Source organism: Streptomyces sp. NBC_01190, assembly GCF_045039895.1.
In the GTDB taxonomy this organism is placed as follows: domain Bacteria; phylum Actinomycetota; class Actinomycetes; order Streptomycetales; family Streptomycetaceae; genus Actinacidiphila.
The window spans coordinates 1,006,767-1,021,222 of record NZ_CP108580.1; the positions used below are offsets into that span (position 1 = coordinate 1,006,767).

Genomic DNA, 14,456 nt, shown 5'->3' on the forward strand with positions numbered 1-14,456 from the left:
ACCGCGCTCACTCTCCCGTGCGGGCCGGGGCCGACCGGTGGCGGGCGCGGGCCAGCGCGACGGCGCCGGTGACGGGGGCGACGCCCAGCAGCCGCAGGGTGAGGTCGGGGTGGGCGGCGCCGAGGTGCGCGGCCAGCCGGTCGGCGAGCAGGGGCTGCCCGACGAGGACACCGCCGGCCGCCACGACGGTACGGCCGCGGGCGCCGCGGGTCCGCAGCCGGCTGACGAGGGTGGTGAGTTGGGCGGCGGCCCCGTCCACCACGCCGAGGGCGAGCGGGGATCCCGCGGTGGCGGCGCGGAAGACGGCGGGCGCCGCGGGTCCCCAGTTGCCCGTGGTGGGCTCGTCGTTGACGGTACGGGCCAGGGTCTGCGGGTCCGGGTCGCCGTAGTGGGCGAGCAGCGCGGACAGCAGCCCGTCGTCGAGGCAGCCCGCGTCGTACGCGCCGAGCGCCGCTTTCACGGCCTCCCGGACGATCGCCGGCGCGCTGCCCTCGTCGCCGAGCACCCACCCCCAGCCGCCGGCGAAGAGCACCCGGCCTTCGGCGTCGGCGCCGACCGCGATGGAGCCGGTGCCGGCGATGACCCCGATCCCCTGGTCGAGGCCGGCGGCGGGCACCAGCAGGGCCGCGTCGTTGACCACGGTCGCGGGCACCCCGAGCCCTTCGAGGGCCGCCGCCAGGTGGACGCAGTGCTCCTGGGTGTCGCAGCCCTGGGCCCCGACGCCGATCGCCGCGATCTGGTCCCCGGCGGGCAGCGCCCGGCCGAGGTGGTCGAGCAGCCAGCGCGCGGCGCGGTCGACCGGGGCGGCCTCCCAGCCGGTGGCCGGGACTTCGAGATCGGCGCGGACCACGCCCCCGGGTGTCTCCACCCGGACGGCGAGCTTGGTACCGCCGACATCGGCGCCGACGAGGACCCTCACGTGGCCTGCCCCTCGGTGGTGACCTTGATGTCGGAGTTGTGGAAGACGAACTCCTCGATGTCGACGCCCCGGACCTCGGCGACCGCCTCGACGAGGATCTGGGCGACCAGGATCTCGATGACGGCGCGCTGGGCCGCGGGCAGCCGGGGCACCCGCACCGGGCGCAGCAGCGCGGTGGCCTCGACCGGTTCCGCGGTGACCAGTACGACGGGGTGGCCCGCCGAGGACAGGGTGGCGGCGGCCGCGTGCTCGCGTTCGTCGCCGAAGAGGATGTGCACACCGCCGCCGGCCGACTCCATCGCGCCGTGCAGATACTGGCGGGTGCTCATACCGGTCGACGGGATACGGGCGACCTCGCGGAAGAGCAGCGCCCCCGCCTCGGCCGAGCCGACCGCGGGGCCCGCGCCGACGAAGTCCGCGGAGGTGGCGCCGGCGAACAGCGGTGCCAACGCCCGCACCTGCTCGTCCAGTTCCTTCTCCGCGGTGGCGAAGGCGGCGCCGAGCCCGGCCCAGCCCGCGTCGACCGTGCCGCCGTCCCAGGCGTCGGCGAGCATGCCGAGCGCGGCGACCGTCCCGGTGTAGCCGATGGTCGAGGCGTAACTGTCGGGGATGCTGCCGAGGTCGAGCAGGTCGGTGGCGGCCTCGGCGATCGGCGAGGGCACCATGTTGACCACCGCGTGCCGCAGCGCCGGTTCCACGGACTCAAGCACCGCGAGGGTCTCCGCGCTGCGGCCGCTCTGCGAGACGCCGAACACCGGGTGGGCGCTCGCCGGATAGGGCAGCGGGTGGTCGCCCGCGCCCAGCCGCCAGGAGTGGATGCCCCGGCTGCGCAGCGCCCACACCGGGGCGCACGCGGCGGCCAGGCTGGCGCCGATGCCGACGAAGACGGGTCCTGGACCGGTGAGCCGGCCGGCCGCGGCGAGCGACGCCACCGAGCCGGTCAACCGGCCGATCGCCGCCTCCAGTTCGGCCGCCTGGGTCGCGCGGGCGGTGGCGTAGGACAGGTAGCCCTCGCTCATTTCTGCTCCGTTCCGTCGTAGGTCCGTGTGGTCGGATCCCAGTGCGGCGGGATCGGGGGGACGGCCGGCGCGGTGCTCGCCACCCGCACCGGTGCTCCGCGGTCGATGGACTCCTCGACACTGAGCATGATGTCGAGCACGTGATACGCCAACTCGCCGCTGGCGCGCGGCTGTCGACCGGCCCGGACGGCGCGGGCCAGCTCCAGTACGCCGACCCCGCGGTCGCTCGGCGCACCGGCCGCCGGCCGGGTGCGCCAGGGGGTGTCGGGGGCGGTGCCGGTCAGCAGCCGGGTGGGCCCGTCGAATCCGCTCACCGGCACCTCCAGGACGCCGTCGGCGCCGGTGACCTCGAAGAGCTGGCGGCGTACCGGCGAGTCGAAGCTGTAGACGGAGGTGCCGACCACCCCGGAGGCGAACTCGGTCACCACGCTGACGTGGGTGGGCACTTCGACCGGGAACTCGGTGCCCGCGTCCGGTCCCGAGCCGATGGTCCGCCGCGGGCGCGGGATCTGGCCGGCGGCGGTCACCGAGGCCACCGGGCCGAGCAGTTGCACCAGTGCGGTCAGGTAGTAGGGGCCGATGTCGAAGAGCGGTCCCGCGCCCTTGGCGAAGAGGAACTGCGGCCGCGGGTGCCAGACATCGGGTCCAGGGCCCTGCATGAGGGTCAGTACGGTGCGGGGTGCGCCCACCGCGCCCTCGGCCAGCAGCCGGTGGGCGGTCTGGATGCCGGGGCCGAGCACGGTGTCGGGGGCGTTGCCGACCACGACCCCGGCGGCGTCCGCCGCGTCGAGGACGGCGCGGGCGCTCGCCCGGTCGAGCGCGAGCGGCTTCTCTCCCCATACGTGCTTGCCGGCCCGGACCGCGGCGAGCGCCACCTCGGCGTGGGCGGCGGGGATCGTCAGGTTGACCACGAGGTCGACGTCGTCGCGGCCCAGCACCTCCTCGGTGCTGCCCCAGCCGACGATGCCGTAGGCGTCGGCCTGCGCCCGGGCCCGTTCGGGCACCAGGTCGGCGACGGCGGTGACGGTCAGGTCGGGGTAGCCGGTGAGGGCCTTCAGATACTGGCCGGAGATGTCGCCGGCGCCGACGACGGCGACTCGGGTGGGGCCGTTCACGCGTTCACCCGCTCAAGGAAGTAGGCGGCGTTGCGCTCGACGAGCGGCCATACGTCGCTGTGGTGGGCGACGACCTCGACGACCGGCAGTTCGACCGCGGGGGCCAGCGCGAGCACCTCGGCCATCCGGCCGGCCGTGTCGACGCCGAGGACGGGCCGGTCGTTGCCCGGCTCCCGCTCGTGCACGACGTGCAGGAACCGTACCCGGTCGCCCAGGCGCGGCAGCAGTTCGAAGACGTCGGCGCCGCCGACGCCGGCCCAGTACACGTCCACTTCGAGGACGACCGCCGGGTCCAGCAGGGAGACCAGCGACTCGTAGGCGGAGACCCCGGCGGCCCCCGCGACCCCGGCGACCCCGGCGGTGCGGTCCACCTGCTGCGCGAACTCGAAGTCGTGGTTGTGGTAGCCGATCCGGATGCCGCGCCCCGCGGCCCGCTCGGCGGCGCCGTTGAGCGTGGCGGCGAGCCGTTCCACCCCGGCCCGGTCGGCGATGGTGGCCGGGTCGACGTAGGGCGTGATGACGGTGCCGATGCCGAGCGCCTCGGCGGCGTCGAGGACGGCCGTCTCGTCGTGCCGGACGACCGACGCGTGGGCGGTGGTGGCACGCAGGCCGGCGTTCCGCAGGGCGGCGCCGAGCCGGTCGGTGTCGGTGAGGATGTCGTACGGTTCCGCGTGTGTGAAGCCGAGGGCCGCCAGGCGCGCGAGGGTGCCGTCGAGGTCCGCGGGTCCGATGTCGTCGCGCACGCTGTAGAGCTGGATGCCCAGCGGCTTTCCGGCCGTCATGCCCCGGCCTTTCCGTGGTCGTGGTGGTCGTGGTCGTGGTCGGGCTGGTGCGGCTCGTTCTGGTGCTCGTGGTGGTCCGGGTGCGGGCCGCCGGGGTGGCAGTGGTCGCCCGCGGCCGGCGGGATGTCGAGGGTCGGATTGCGGTCGAAGAAGCCGTGCGGCTTGAGGACGAAGCCCGCCGAGTCGACCGGCATGATCGGCCAGTCCTCAGGACGCGGGAAGTGGGTGAGGCCGAAGGTGTGCCACAGCACGATCGCGGTGTTCTCCACGTCCCGGTCGGCTGCGGTCCAGGCCGGCAGCCCGGCCCCGCCGGTGTGCATGTTGACCAGGTCGCCGGCCGGATAGTTCTCGTCCGGCGCGTAGGGCGTGACCCACAGGTGCTTGGTGGCGTAGGTGGCCCGGCGGTGGATGTCGGACTCCTGGTCGGCGAGGAGCACCGGCTTGCCCTCGGGGTAGAGCATGTAACCCACCGGGTGGCCCAGCCGGTTGACCACCGAGGGGTTGGTGACCAGCCAGGAGCGGTTGCGGGTGTTGTCGGCGAGCCGCCGCGCCCCGGACTCGGTGCGCAGCCGGGTGACCGTCTGGGTGAAACCGGTGCCGGTCGGGTTGGCGGGCCCGCGCGGCACGAAGGCCGACTCCAGTTCGTCCACGGCGTTGTCGGTGCCGTCCACCGCCATGTCCAGCCGGGCGCTGAACAGGTGCTGGTGGTAGGGCGCGCCGAGGCCGGGGGCGAGTTCGGAGGCATAGGCGTAGCCGGGGCCCGGGTAGGCGGAGGTGAAGACGACCCCGGTCGCCTTCACCTCCAGTGCGATGGCGCCGTCGAGCGAGAAGTACCAGTAGAAGCCGTAGTCGTAGTTGCCGACGGTGACGAAGAACGAGACGACCAGCCGCCGGTTGCGGCGGGACTCCGAGGAGCCGTTCCAGTTGTCGGTGTGCTTCCAGAGGATGCCGGTGTCCTCCTCGTGGACGCAGATCGCCTGCGGTACGACCCGGACGTCCCCCGCACTGTCGGCGAGCACCGCGTCGAGGTAGGTGATGTCGCCGACGCAGTCGCAGCCCAGTTCCAGGGAGTTGGCGAAGCCGCCGAGCAGGTACTCGCCGCAGTCGAAGAAGTTCTGGAACCAGCGCTGCGGGCTGGGGTCGCCGTAGGGCACCATCATCTCCGCGATGGAGGCGCGGTGCAGCACGGTGCGCCGCCGGCCGGCGTCGTCGATGGCGATGTCGTGCAGGACCAGGCCCTCGCGCTGGTCGAACCCGACCTGGAGCGACCAGCCGAGCCAGTCGATGACGCCGTCCTCGTCGATGGTGAAGCTGGGGCCCTCCGGCTGGGTGATCTCGATCGGCTTCAGCCCGGCCCGGGGCGGGCGGCCGACCCACTCGGGGTCGTGGAAGTTGCCGTCCTCGGCGGGCACCGGCAGATCCGCGTAGTCGATGACGTCGAGCACCTCACGGGTGACGACGTCCACGATGACGGTGACACCGTCGACCGGGTGGGCCCAGCCGAGGTCGTCCGGGGTCTTCTGGACGAAGGTGAAGCAGCGCTGGAGACGGCGGCCCGCCTCGCCGTCGCCGGCGGCCCCGGCCGACAGCGGGTTGACGCGGAGCTGCGCGAGGTCGGTCAGGCCGCGCTTGCGCATCGCGGCGAGCCAGCGCTCGTCCTGGTGCACGATCTCCTCGACGAGGGAGAACTCGGCGAGCACCACCGGCACATGGCCGTCGGTCACCACGTCCAGTTCGCGGGCGGAGACGATCCGGTCCTCGGCGGGGCAGACGACGGCGTCGTGCGAGCGACCGGTCCGCAGGTCGATCAGCATCGCGCGGAAGCGGCGGGGGGCGATGGCGCCGGCCAGCAGTTCGCGCCGGTCCTGCTCGGCCAGGCCGAAGTAGGAGACATGGGTGTCGGGGCCGAGCAGCCCCGCCCGCCGCAGGAGCGCCTGGCCCGCGGTGATCTCGTCGGGGCGCGGCGAGGCGAGGGCGCGGGCCCGGGTGGCGGGCGGCGTGGGAGCGCCGTGGTGGGGGGCGGGATCGTGGTGTGGTGTGGTCACGAGGGCTCCGCTTCTGCGAGGGGGGCGGCTGGGTTGGCAGAGTCGGTGGGGTCGGCGGGGTCGGCGCCGGAAAACGCGGCGTACGGGAAGTACGGGAGGCTCAGGTGGCGCGGATTCATGCGCCCGCGCCCCGCGTGAAGGACGTGCGCAGCCGGTAGCGGTCGCCGGCGTAGCGGATCGCCGAGGAGAGCAGCGGGCGCTGCGCGCGATCGCGGACGATCTGCCGCATTTCGAGGACCGGGGTGCCGGCCGGGATGGCCAGGTGGCCGGCGAGCGCCGCGTCGGCGGGGCGCGCCTCGATGGTGGTGTCGGCCTGGGCGAGCTCGAAGCCGAGGCCCGCGATGGTGTCGTAGAGCGAGCGGCTGGTGAAGTCGACCGCGTCGAAGCCGGCCGCGATGTCGGCCGGGACGAGGGACCGGTCGACGGCGATCGGCACCCCGTCGAGCATCCGGACCCGTTCGAGCCGGTACAGGGGGGTGCCGGGCGCGATCTGGAACGCCTCGGCCTCGTCGAAGGTGGCGGGGCCCGGCTCCCGGCGCAGCACCCGGGAGGTGGCGACAAGACCCATCCGCCGGGCCGTCTCGGAGAACGACTCCAGGGTGTTGGGCCAGTCGTTGCGCTCGGGCGCGGCCACGTACCAGCCGCGGCCCTGGGCGGCGCGCAGCACGCCCTCCTCGACCAGCGCGGTCAGCGCCTTGCGCAGGGTGACCCGGGAGATGCCGAGCATCTCGCACAGCTCGCGCTCGGGCGGCAGCCGGGATCCGGGCCGCACCTCGCCGACGGCGATCCGGGCCCGCAGCGCGGCCTTCGCCTGCATCCACAGCGGTTCCGGGTAGCCGCCGGTGAGGCTCGGCGGGGCGAGTCCGGTGCCGGGGCGGCCGGCGCCGAGCCGGCTGGGCCGGCTGGGCTGACTGGGCCGGCTGAGATGATCCGTACTCATGCGGGGACCTGGACCCTCTCCCACGTGCCCGAGCGCATGGCGGTGTAGCAGGCGTCCAGTACGTGGTTGACGACCACGCCGTCCTCGAAGGTCTCGCGCGGCGTCTCGCCGCGGGCGAAGCAGTCGACGAAATGGCGCATCTGCTGGCTGAAGCCGTAGGCGCGGGCCTCCTCGGGTACCGGGTAGACCCAGCCGGTCTCGGCGTCGGCCTTCTCCACCAGGTAGCCGGCCGGGTGCTCGATGAAGCCCCACACCGGGGTGGCGGAGGTGTCGGTGACGAGCCGGCCCGCGCTGCCGACGAGTTCGTGGCGGAGCTGCATGCCGCCCTTCTCGATCCAGGACGACTCGACGGTGGCGAGCTGGCCGCCGGCGAACTTGAGCAGGGCGATGGCGGTGTCCTCGCCGGTGGTGCGGTCGGCGTGGGCGAGGGTGGCGCCCCAGGCGAAGACCTCGGTGATCGGGTTGTCCTTGCCGAAGAAGTGCCGGGCGGATTCCACGGTGTGGCAGCCCATGTCGAGCAGGGCGCCGCCGCCGGCCGTCTCCGCGTCCCAGAAGTGCGGGGCGTGCGGTCCCGAGTGGGCCTCGCGCGCCCGCATGGTGAGCAGGTCGCCGATGGCGCCGGCCGCGACCATCTCGTACGCCTTGGCGATGTTCGGCGAGAAGACCGAGCTCTCGGCGTAGCCGTGCCAGATGCCGGCCTCCGTCACCACCTGGAGGATCCGCTCCGCCTCGGCGCCGGTCCTGGCCAGCGGCTTGGTGCACACCACGCCCTTGCCGGCCGCGGCGACCGCCCGGACCGCGGCCAGATGGGCCTCGTTGGGGACGGCGACCACCACCAGGTCGACGGCCGGGTCGGCGCACAGCGCCGCCATGTCGTCGTAGCCGCGCGCCTGCGGCGCCCACCTACGGGCCAGTGCCTCGGCCCGGGCGAGGTCGCGCGAACAGGTGGCGACCAGCGTCGCGTTCCGTACGTCCTGGAGTGCGTCCGCGTACGTGTCGCCGATGAACCCCGAACCCATGAGACCGACGCCGATCACTCGTTCCCCATCTCTCTGTCGCGTCGGCTTTCTGCTGACCGCCGACTTCTCCGGGCGCCCCGCTGACCGGGTCCGGTCCGGATCTCCCATGATAGCAAGGTGGTTATGCATTGGTATTAGATAGGTACAGGTAACAAAGACCACATCAGACCACTGCCCGCCGCCGGCAGCCGGCCATCAGTTCGCCAGCAGCGCGTCGAAAGCGCGGGAGAGGTCCTCGTCGACCGACCGCAGCTCCGGATGGGCGTCGTAGTGGGCCAGCACCTCGCGGGCCCCCTCGGCGAAGGACACCTCGGGCGCGAAACCGGGCACCAGTGCCCGCAGTTTGGACGTGTCGAAGAGCATCGTGTGCCGGAAGTCGTGTTCCAGCACCTCGGCCCAGCCGGGTACCTGCTCGGCGATCGACTCGCTGGCCCGGTGCCGCAGCAGGGGCGCGCGGACCCCGGCCGCGGCGGCCAGCGTCAGATGGATCTGGTCCCAGGTCAGGATGTCGCCGCTGGTCACATTGACGCTCTCGCCCACCGCGTGGTCCAGGCCGAGCAACGGGACGAAGGCGCGGGCGAAGTCCCGCGCGTGCGTCAGCGACCACAGCGAGGTGCCGTCCCCGTGCACCACCACCGGCCGCCCCGCCCGCATCCGGTCGATCGCGGTCCACCCGGCGAGGACCGGGATCACCGTGCGGTCGTAGACATGGGAGGGACGGGCGATGGTGAGCGGGAAGTCGCCGGTGCGGTAGGCGTCCTCCAGGAACAGCTCACAGGCGACCTTGTCCCGCGCGTAGCCGAAGACCGGCTGGCGGCGGGGACTGGACTCGGTGATGGGCAGGCTGGGCACCGGCCGGGCGAAGACCGAGCAGGTGCTGATGAAGACGTACTGCCCGGTCCTGCCGCCGAAGAGCGCGGCGTGTTCGCGGACGTCGTCCGGGGTGTAGCCGACCCAGTTGACGACCGCGTCGAACTCCTCGCCGCCGAGCGCGGTCCGGAGCGCCGCCGGGTCGCGGACGTCGGCGCGCAGCGGCCGGACCCCGTCGGCAAGGGGCCGGGCGGGCGCCGACCGGGTCACCACGGTGACGTCGTGGCCCCGGGCGGCCGCCTCGGCCGCCGCCGTCGAACCGATCATCCCGGCACCGCCGAGAAACAGCACCCTCATGACCGCTCCTCGCTCGGCGCCGGGACGTGTGCGCCGCGGGACAGTCCGCGGCCGACCAGATGGTCGTACGAGCGCCGCAGCGCCTCGAAGGTGTCGATGTGCAGCCGCTCCAGCTCGACGATGTGCCAGCGCAGACCGGACGGTGTGGTCAGGGTGCGGGCCCAGTCGATCGTGCCCTCGCCGATCGGCACCATGACGTCCTGCTCGTAGTCGACCGCGGGTCCGTCCTTGACGTGCACGAGGCGCACCCGGTCGCCGAGCCGGGTCAGCACCTCGGCCGGGTCGGCGCCGCCCAGCTGCGCCCAGTAGGCGTCGAGTTCGACGACCACCCGGTCATCGAGCCGTTCGAGCAGCAGGTCGTAGGCCTGCCGCCCGCCGAACTCCTGCGAGAACTCGGCGAAGTGGTTGTGGTAGGCGATCCGCATGCCGCGTCCGGCGGCCCGCTCGGCGGCCTCGTTGACCCGCGCCACGCCCCGCCGGATCGCGTCCGGCGAGTCGAACTCCTCGCGCTCCATGCTCCACACCAGGATCTCGGCGCCGAGTTCCTCGTTCTGGTCGAGCAGCGCCTCGGCGTCGGGCCCCGCCGGGAAGGGGGTGTGCGCGCTGGTCAGGGTGAGCCCGGCCGAGGCGATGGCGTCCCTGACCCGGGCCGGGCCGAAGTGCTCGACCAGGCCGTAGGTCTCGATGCCGAGGTAGCCGAGCCCGGCGAGCCGGGCCAGGGTGCCTTCGAGATCGGCCCGTGCCTGGTCGAGCACGGTGTACATCATGACGCCGAGGCCGGCTGTCATCTCTTCTCCTCCAGCCGGCCCCTGCGGGCCGGCACTCGTCGGATCAGTCACGGCCGGCCGCCCAGAGCAGGGCCTGCCGGACCAGGCTCCGGACCGGTGGCTCGCCCCACGAGCGCATGTCGTGGCCGAGGGCCAGATACACCACCCGGCCCGCGCCCACCTCGCGGGCGTAGAGCACCGGGATGACGACGCCGTCCACCCGGTGCCGCTGGGCGAGCACCTGGATGTTCTCGTCCGCCGTCTCGAACTCGTAGTACTCGTCGAAGAGTTCGAAGTCGGTCAGCCCGCGGGTGATCGGGTGGTCGGCGACGATCTCGATGGTGTGCCGCCCCTCGTGGTGGCCGGGGCCGTGCGAGAGATAGCGGTTGCCGAGCAGTTCGAAGAGCGGGCGGTCGGCGGGGTCGAGTCCGTCCCCATGCCAGCCCATGATGTTGGCGCCGTGCACCCCCACCAGCCCCTTGCCGGCCCGTACCGCGTCGGCCAGCGCCTGCTGCTGGTCCGTCGCGAAGTGCCCGCCCGCGGTGTAGAAGAGGTAGACGTCCGCCTCGGCCGTCTCGGGCCGCGGGTCGCTGAAGCGGCTGGTGCCCATCGCCTTGCGGGTGGCGAATCCGGCCTCGACGCCCAGTTGCTGGAAGACGCCGGCGGCGCTGAGCAGGTCGTGGTGGATGTCGTCGCCGTTCACGACGACCATGGCTCTCGGCGTCGGGAGGTGTGGCATGGCTCTCCTCACGGGGGTGGCGTGGCAACGGGACAAACGCGATGAACAGGCCCGACCGGACCAACGGGACCAGGGGTCTGCGGGGTCAAAAGGGGGATCACACCGGCTTGAGCCGCAGCGCGACCACGGGGTTGGGCACCGGGCTGAAGTAGGGGTTCTGCGGCGTGGGGAACCCGGTGGCCTTCGCGGTGCTCCAGTTGCCGTAGCTGCCCCAGTAGAACATCGGGATCCACGGCAGGTTGTCGACGAAGATCTTCTCGATGCCGTCGAGGATCTGCTGCCGCTGGGCGTCCGTGGTGGCGTTCGGGTACTCCTTGAAGAGCTGCGCCGCCTCCGCGTTCTGGAAGCGCTCGATGTTCTGGAAGGTCGGCGTCGCCTTGCCGATCGGGTAGTACAGATTGGGGTTGATCGTGTCGTTGTAGTACGAGAAAGCGCGCGGCGCCGAGTTGACCGGGTAGCCCATCGTCGAGTCGAAGTCGCCCTTGGCGGTGATCCCGTTGATGTCGTTGACGGTGGTGGTGTCGATGTTCAGCTTGATGCCGATGTCCTTGAGCTGTGACACCAGCACCTGCACGCGCGAGGCGATGTCGGTGTACGCGGACGGGAAGCTGATGGAGAACTCCACCCGCTTGCCGCCCTTGTGGTAATAGCCGTCGCCGGCCTTGGTGTAGCCGGCGTCGGTCAGCGTCTGGTGGGCCTTGGTCACGTCCTGCTCGAAGTCGGCGCCCTGGTAGGCCGGGGCTATCGAGGAGGTGTAGGCGGGCATCGGCAGCCCGGTCACGCTGGTGGCCGGCGGGGAGTCGGTGGCCGCGCCGACCTGCTTGCGGTTGACCCCGAGGCTGATCGCGCGGCGCACCGCGATGTCGCTGAGCGGCCAGCGCTCCAGGTTGGGGATCAGTCCGTCGGTGCCCGCCAGCGGGGCCCAGTAGTTGTTGTTCTTGCTGCGGCTGAGATAGGTCTTGTCGGCGTTGGCGATGTACGTCCCGCCCCAGTCCGCCTGGCCCTGCACGAGCGCGTTGGTCATGCTCTCGTTGTCCTTGTACGCGACGAACCGCAGCGCCTTGATCTGCGCCATCGGCTGCCAGTACTCCTCGTTGCGGACCAGCAGGAAGCTCTGCGCGGAGAACTGGGAGAGCTTGAAGGGGCCGGTGCCGATCGGGTCGTCGTCGGTGTACTTGGTCGGGTCCTTGACCTTGGACCAGATGTGCTGCGACACGATCGGCGCCGAGACGATGTTGGTGAAGAACTGCTCGGACGGCTGCGGGAAGCTGAAGACCACCTGGGTGGGGGTGGGGGCGGTGACGCCGGTGAACTCCACGCCCAGCAGGTTCAGTCCGGCGTTCTTCTTGAGCATGGTGTAGGTGAACACCACGTCGTCGGCGGAGAACGGCTGGCCGTCGGTCCACTTCACCCCGGACTGGAGGTCGAGGGTGAGCGTCTTGTTGCCGTCCGACCAGCGCCACGCCTTGGCCAGCCACGGGATGTCGTGCCCGATGTTCACGGTGTTGATCTGGACGAGCGGCTCGTAGATGAAGCCGCCGGACCCCTGGGAGGTGTAGGTCAGCCCCTGCGCGGTGTTGGCGAGGAAGGGGTTGAAGACCTTGGTCAGGTTGTCGGACTGGCCGGCCACGGTGAGGGTGCCGCTGCCGCCGCCGGAGGCGGCGCCGCCGGACGGCCCGCAGCCGTAGAGGGCGAGGGTGCCCGCGCCCGCGAGGGCGCCGGCGAGGAGGCCGCGTCTCGTCATGCCTGACGCGATGGGCGACTGCGATGTGGTCACGGGCGTCTGCTCCTTGGGAGAGAAGGAAGGGCGGGGAATCAGGAGGCCGGGGCGGTCAGGTCCTCCACGGCCGCGGCGTTCTCGGCCCGCCGGGCGCGGGCCTCCGGGTCGTCGGCGTACAGCCAGCACCGGGCGGTGTGGCCGACGGAGATCTCGAAGCTCCGCGGCCCCTCGGTGCGGCACCGTTCCATGGCGAACGGACAGCGCGGGTGGAAGCGGCAGCCGGCCGGCGGGTCGATGAGGCTGGGCGGCTGCCCGATGTCCCGAACCCGGTCGGCGCCGGCCCGGGACGGGTCGGGCGCGGAGGCGATCAGCAGTTGGGTGTACGGGTGGGCGGCCTGCTGGGTGACCGCTTCCGACGGGCCCTGCTCCACCACCTGGCCGGCGTACATCACCGCGGTGTCGGCCGCGAAGTACCGGGCGGAGGCGATGTCGTGGGTGACGTAGAGCATCGCCGCGTTGCGGTCCTCGGTGAGGTGGCGCAGCAGGTTGAGGATGCCGAGCCGGATGGAGACGTCGAGGCTGGAGACGGGTTCGTCGGCGAGGAAGACCTCGGGGTCGGCGGCGAGCGCGCGGGCGATCGAGAGCCGCTGCAACTGTCCGCCGGAGAGCTCGTGCGGGAACTTCTCGGTGAACTGCCGGGGCGGCACCAGGTTGATCTGCGTCAGCAGGTCGTCGATGACGGCGGCCCGCTCCTTGCCGCTCTTGCCCCGGTGGTGCAGGGCGACGGCCCGCCCGAGGGTGCCGGCGATGGAAGCGACCGGGTTGAAGGAGGAGAACGGGTCCTGGAGGATGAGCTGGACGGTGCGGACGTGTTCACGGAACGCCTTGCCGCGCAGCGCCCGCACCGGCTTGCCGTGCAGCCGGATCTCCCCGCCGGTGAGCGGGTGGAGCTGCGCCAGCAGCCTGGCCAGCGTCGACTTGCCGGATCCCGACTCGCCGACCAGCGCGGTGATCCGGCCCGCGTAGAGGTCGAGCGAGACGTCCTCCACCGCGTGCACCACCCGCTTGGTGGCGCCGCGCCGGGGCAGTCCGCCGCGTACCGCGAAGTGCTTGGTCACGTGCACGGCCTGGAGCACCGGTTCGGCTCCGGCGGCCGCGCCGCCCGTCGTCTCGTCACTCATCGGGTCTCACCTGTCGCCAGTTGGTCGGTGCTGGTCCCGGCCGCCGCGTCGGCCTTCTCGTGCAGCAGGCAGGCCGCCTGCGAGACGCCACCGCCGGGCGCCTGGATCCGGTAGAGCGGTGGCACCTTCGTCGCGCACTCGTCGAAGGCGAGCGGGCAGCGCGGCCGGAAGGAGCAGCCGCTGGGCAGCTTGCGCAGGTCGGGCGGGGAGCCGACGATGCCGGTCAGCTCCCGCTTGGGGCCGCCGAGGGTCGGGAACGAGGAGAGCAGTCCCCGGCTGTAGGGGTGCTGCGGCCGGCGGTAGAAGTCGTCCGCCGAGCCCTGCTCGACGATCTTGCCGCCGTACATCACGGCGATGGTGTCGGAGAGTTCGATCAGCAGCGACAGGTCGTGGGTGATGAAGACCACCGAGAAGCCGAGCCGGTCCTTCAGCTCCATGATCTTCTCGATGATCTGGCGCTGGATCACCACGTCGAGGGCGGTGGTCGGCTCGTCCATGACGATGATCTCGGGGTCGAGGGCGAGGCCGACCGCGATCATCGCGCGCTGCCGCATACCGCCGGACAGCTCGTGCGGGTAGGAGCCCGCCCGGTCGGCCGGGATGCCGACGATGCCGAGCAGTTCGATCACCCGGGCGGCCCGCTGCTGGGCGTTCATCTGCGGCCGGTGGGCGACGATGACGTCCTCGATCTGGGCGCCGATCCGCAGGATCGGGTTGAGCGCGTGCATCGCCGACTGGAAGACGATGGAGAGCTCCTCCCAGCGGAAGGCGCGCAGTTCGTGCTCGTCGAGGCCGAGTACGTCGACGGTGCTGCCGTCCGGCCGGGTGTAGCGGATCTGCCCTTGCGAGATCTCGGCGGGCGGCTTGTGCAGCCGGGTGATGGCGTACGCCAGGGTGGACTTGCCCGAGCCGGACTCACCGGCGATGCCGAGCACTTCGCCGCGGCGCAGGGTGAACGACACGTCGCTGACCGCCGGGGTGCGTCCGCCGCCGCTGACGTAGTCCACCTTGAGGTTCCGCACGTCGAGGATGACGTCGGTACT

13 protein-coding genes are annotated in these 14,456 nt (G+C 72.3%); all 13 read right to left on the reverse strand.

Translation table 11 applies throughout. From position 1 onward, the window contains the following. Positions 1-7 precede the first annotated feature (7 nt). Complete coding sequence (locus OG519_RS04285) at positions 8-919, reverse strand: N-acetylglucosamine kinase (protein ID WP_405578844.1); 912 nt, start codon at positions 917-919, stop codon at positions 8-10. Further along, complete coding sequence (locus OG519_RS04290; RefSeq protein WP_405578847.1) at positions 916-1,938, reverse strand: SIS domain-containing protein; 1,023 nt, start codon at positions 1,936-1,938, stop codon at positions 916-918. The genes OG519_RS04285 and OG519_RS04290 overlap by 4 nt, the downstream gene beginning before the upstream one ends. Next, positions 1,935-3,053: a Gfo/Idh/MocA family protein gene (locus OG519_RS04295; protein WP_405578850.1), complete on the reverse strand. Its 1,119-nt coding sequence runs from the start codon at positions 3,051-3,053 to the stop codon at positions 1,935-1,937. Before OG519_RS04295 ends, OG519_RS04290 begins: the two co-directional genes overlap by 4 nt. Next, positions 3,050-3,835, reverse strand: coding sequence for a sugar phosphate isomerase/epimerase family protein (locus OG519_RS04300; RefSeq protein ID WP_405578853.1), 786 nt, complete (start codon positions 3,833-3,835; stop codon positions 3,050-3,052). Before OG519_RS04300 ends, OG519_RS04295 begins: the two co-directional genes overlap by 4 nt. Next, positions 3,832-5,880, reverse strand: a complete 2,049-nt coding sequence (locus OG519_RS04305; protein WP_405578856.1) for a primary-amine oxidase — start codon at positions 5,878-5,880, stop codon at positions 3,832-3,834. Before OG519_RS04305 ends, OG519_RS04300 begins: the two co-directional genes overlap by 4 nt. Positions 5,881-5,995: 115 nt before the next feature. After that, a complete protein-coding gene (locus tag OG519_RS04310; RefSeq protein ID WP_405578859.1) occupies positions 5,996-6,820 on the reverse strand; it encodes a GntR family transcriptional regulator in 825 nt (274 codons plus the stop codon). Continuing rightward, the gene (locus tag OG519_RS04315) at positions 6,817-7,857 is read right to left on the reverse strand and encodes a Gfo/Idh/MocA family protein (RefSeq protein WP_405578862.1); all 1,041 of its coding nucleotides are present in this window, start codon (positions 7,855-7,857) and stop codon (positions 6,817-6,819) included. Before OG519_RS04315 ends, OG519_RS04310 begins: the two co-directional genes overlap by 4 nt. A gap of 177 nt (positions 7,858-8,034) precedes the next feature. Next, complete coding sequence (locus tag OG519_RS04320; RefSeq protein ID WP_405578865.1) at positions 8,035-9,006, reverse strand: NAD-dependent epimerase/dehydratase family protein; 972 nt, start codon at positions 9,004-9,006, stop codon at positions 8,035-8,037. Further along, the gene (locus tag OG519_RS04325; protein WP_405578868.1) at positions 9,003-9,794 is read right to left on the reverse strand and encodes a sugar phosphate isomerase/epimerase family protein; all 792 of its coding nucleotides are present in this window, start codon (positions 9,792-9,794) and stop codon (positions 9,003-9,005) included. The genes OG519_RS04320 and OG519_RS04325 overlap by 4 nt, the downstream gene beginning before the upstream one ends. Positions 9,795-9,837: 43 nt before the next feature. Then, on the reverse strand, positions 9,838-10,512 hold the full coding sequence (locus OG519_RS04330; protein WP_405578871.1) for a ThuA domain-containing protein: 675 nt from the start codon (positions 10,510-10,512) through the stop codon (positions 9,838-9,840). 97 nt (positions 10,513-10,609) lie between these two features. Then, the gene (locus tag OG519_RS04335) at positions 10,610-12,289 is read right to left on the reverse strand and encodes an ABC transporter substrate-binding protein (protein ID WP_405578874.1); all 1,680 of its coding nucleotides are present in this window, start codon (positions 12,287-12,289) and stop codon (positions 10,610-10,612) included. Between the two features lie 38 nt (positions 12,290-12,327). Then, a complete protein-coding gene (locus tag OG519_RS04340; protein ID WP_405578877.1) occupies positions 12,328-13,413 on the reverse strand; it encodes an ABC transporter ATP-binding protein in 1,086 nt (361 codons plus the stop codon). Next, positions 13,410-14,444, reverse strand: coding sequence for an ABC transporter ATP-binding protein (locus OG519_RS04345; protein WP_405592448.1), 1,035 nt, complete (start codon positions 14,442-14,444; stop codon positions 13,410-13,412). The genes OG519_RS04340 and OG519_RS04345 overlap by 4 nt, the downstream gene beginning before the upstream one ends. Between the last annotated feature and the right edge of the window lie 12 nt (positions 14,445-14,456).

Excerpts from the sequence above, each read along its gene's own strand:
- OG519_RS04320 (WP_405578865.1), bottom strand. The coding sequence starts at position 9,006 with ATGAGGGTGCTGTTTCTCGGCGGTGCCGGGATGATCGGTTCGACGGCG.
- OG519_RS04325 (WP_405578868.1), bottom strand. The coding sequence starts at position 9,794 with ATGACAGCCGGCCTCGGCGTCATGATGTACACCGTGCTCGACCAGGCA.
- OG519_RS04290 (WP_405578847.1), bottom strand. The coding sequence starts at position 1,938 with ATGAGCGAGGGCTACCTGTCCTACGCCACCGCCCGCGCGACCCAGGCG.
- OG519_RS04330 (WP_405578871.1), bottom strand. The coding sequence starts at position 10,512 with ATGCCACACCTCCCGACGCCGAGAGCCATGGTCGTCGTGAACGGCGAC.
- OG519_RS04340 (WP_405578877.1), bottom strand. The coding sequence starts at position 13,413 with ATGAGTGACGAGACGACGGGCGGCGCGGCCGCCGGAGCCGAACCGGTG.
- OG519_RS04300 (WP_405578853.1), bottom strand. The coding sequence starts at position 3,835 with ATGACGGCCGGAAAGCCGCTGGGCATCCAGCTCTACAGCGTGCGCGAC.
- OG519_RS04310 (WP_405578859.1), bottom strand. The coding sequence starts at position 6,820 with ATGAGTACGGATCATCTCAGCCGGCCCAGTCAGCCCAGCCGGCCCAGC.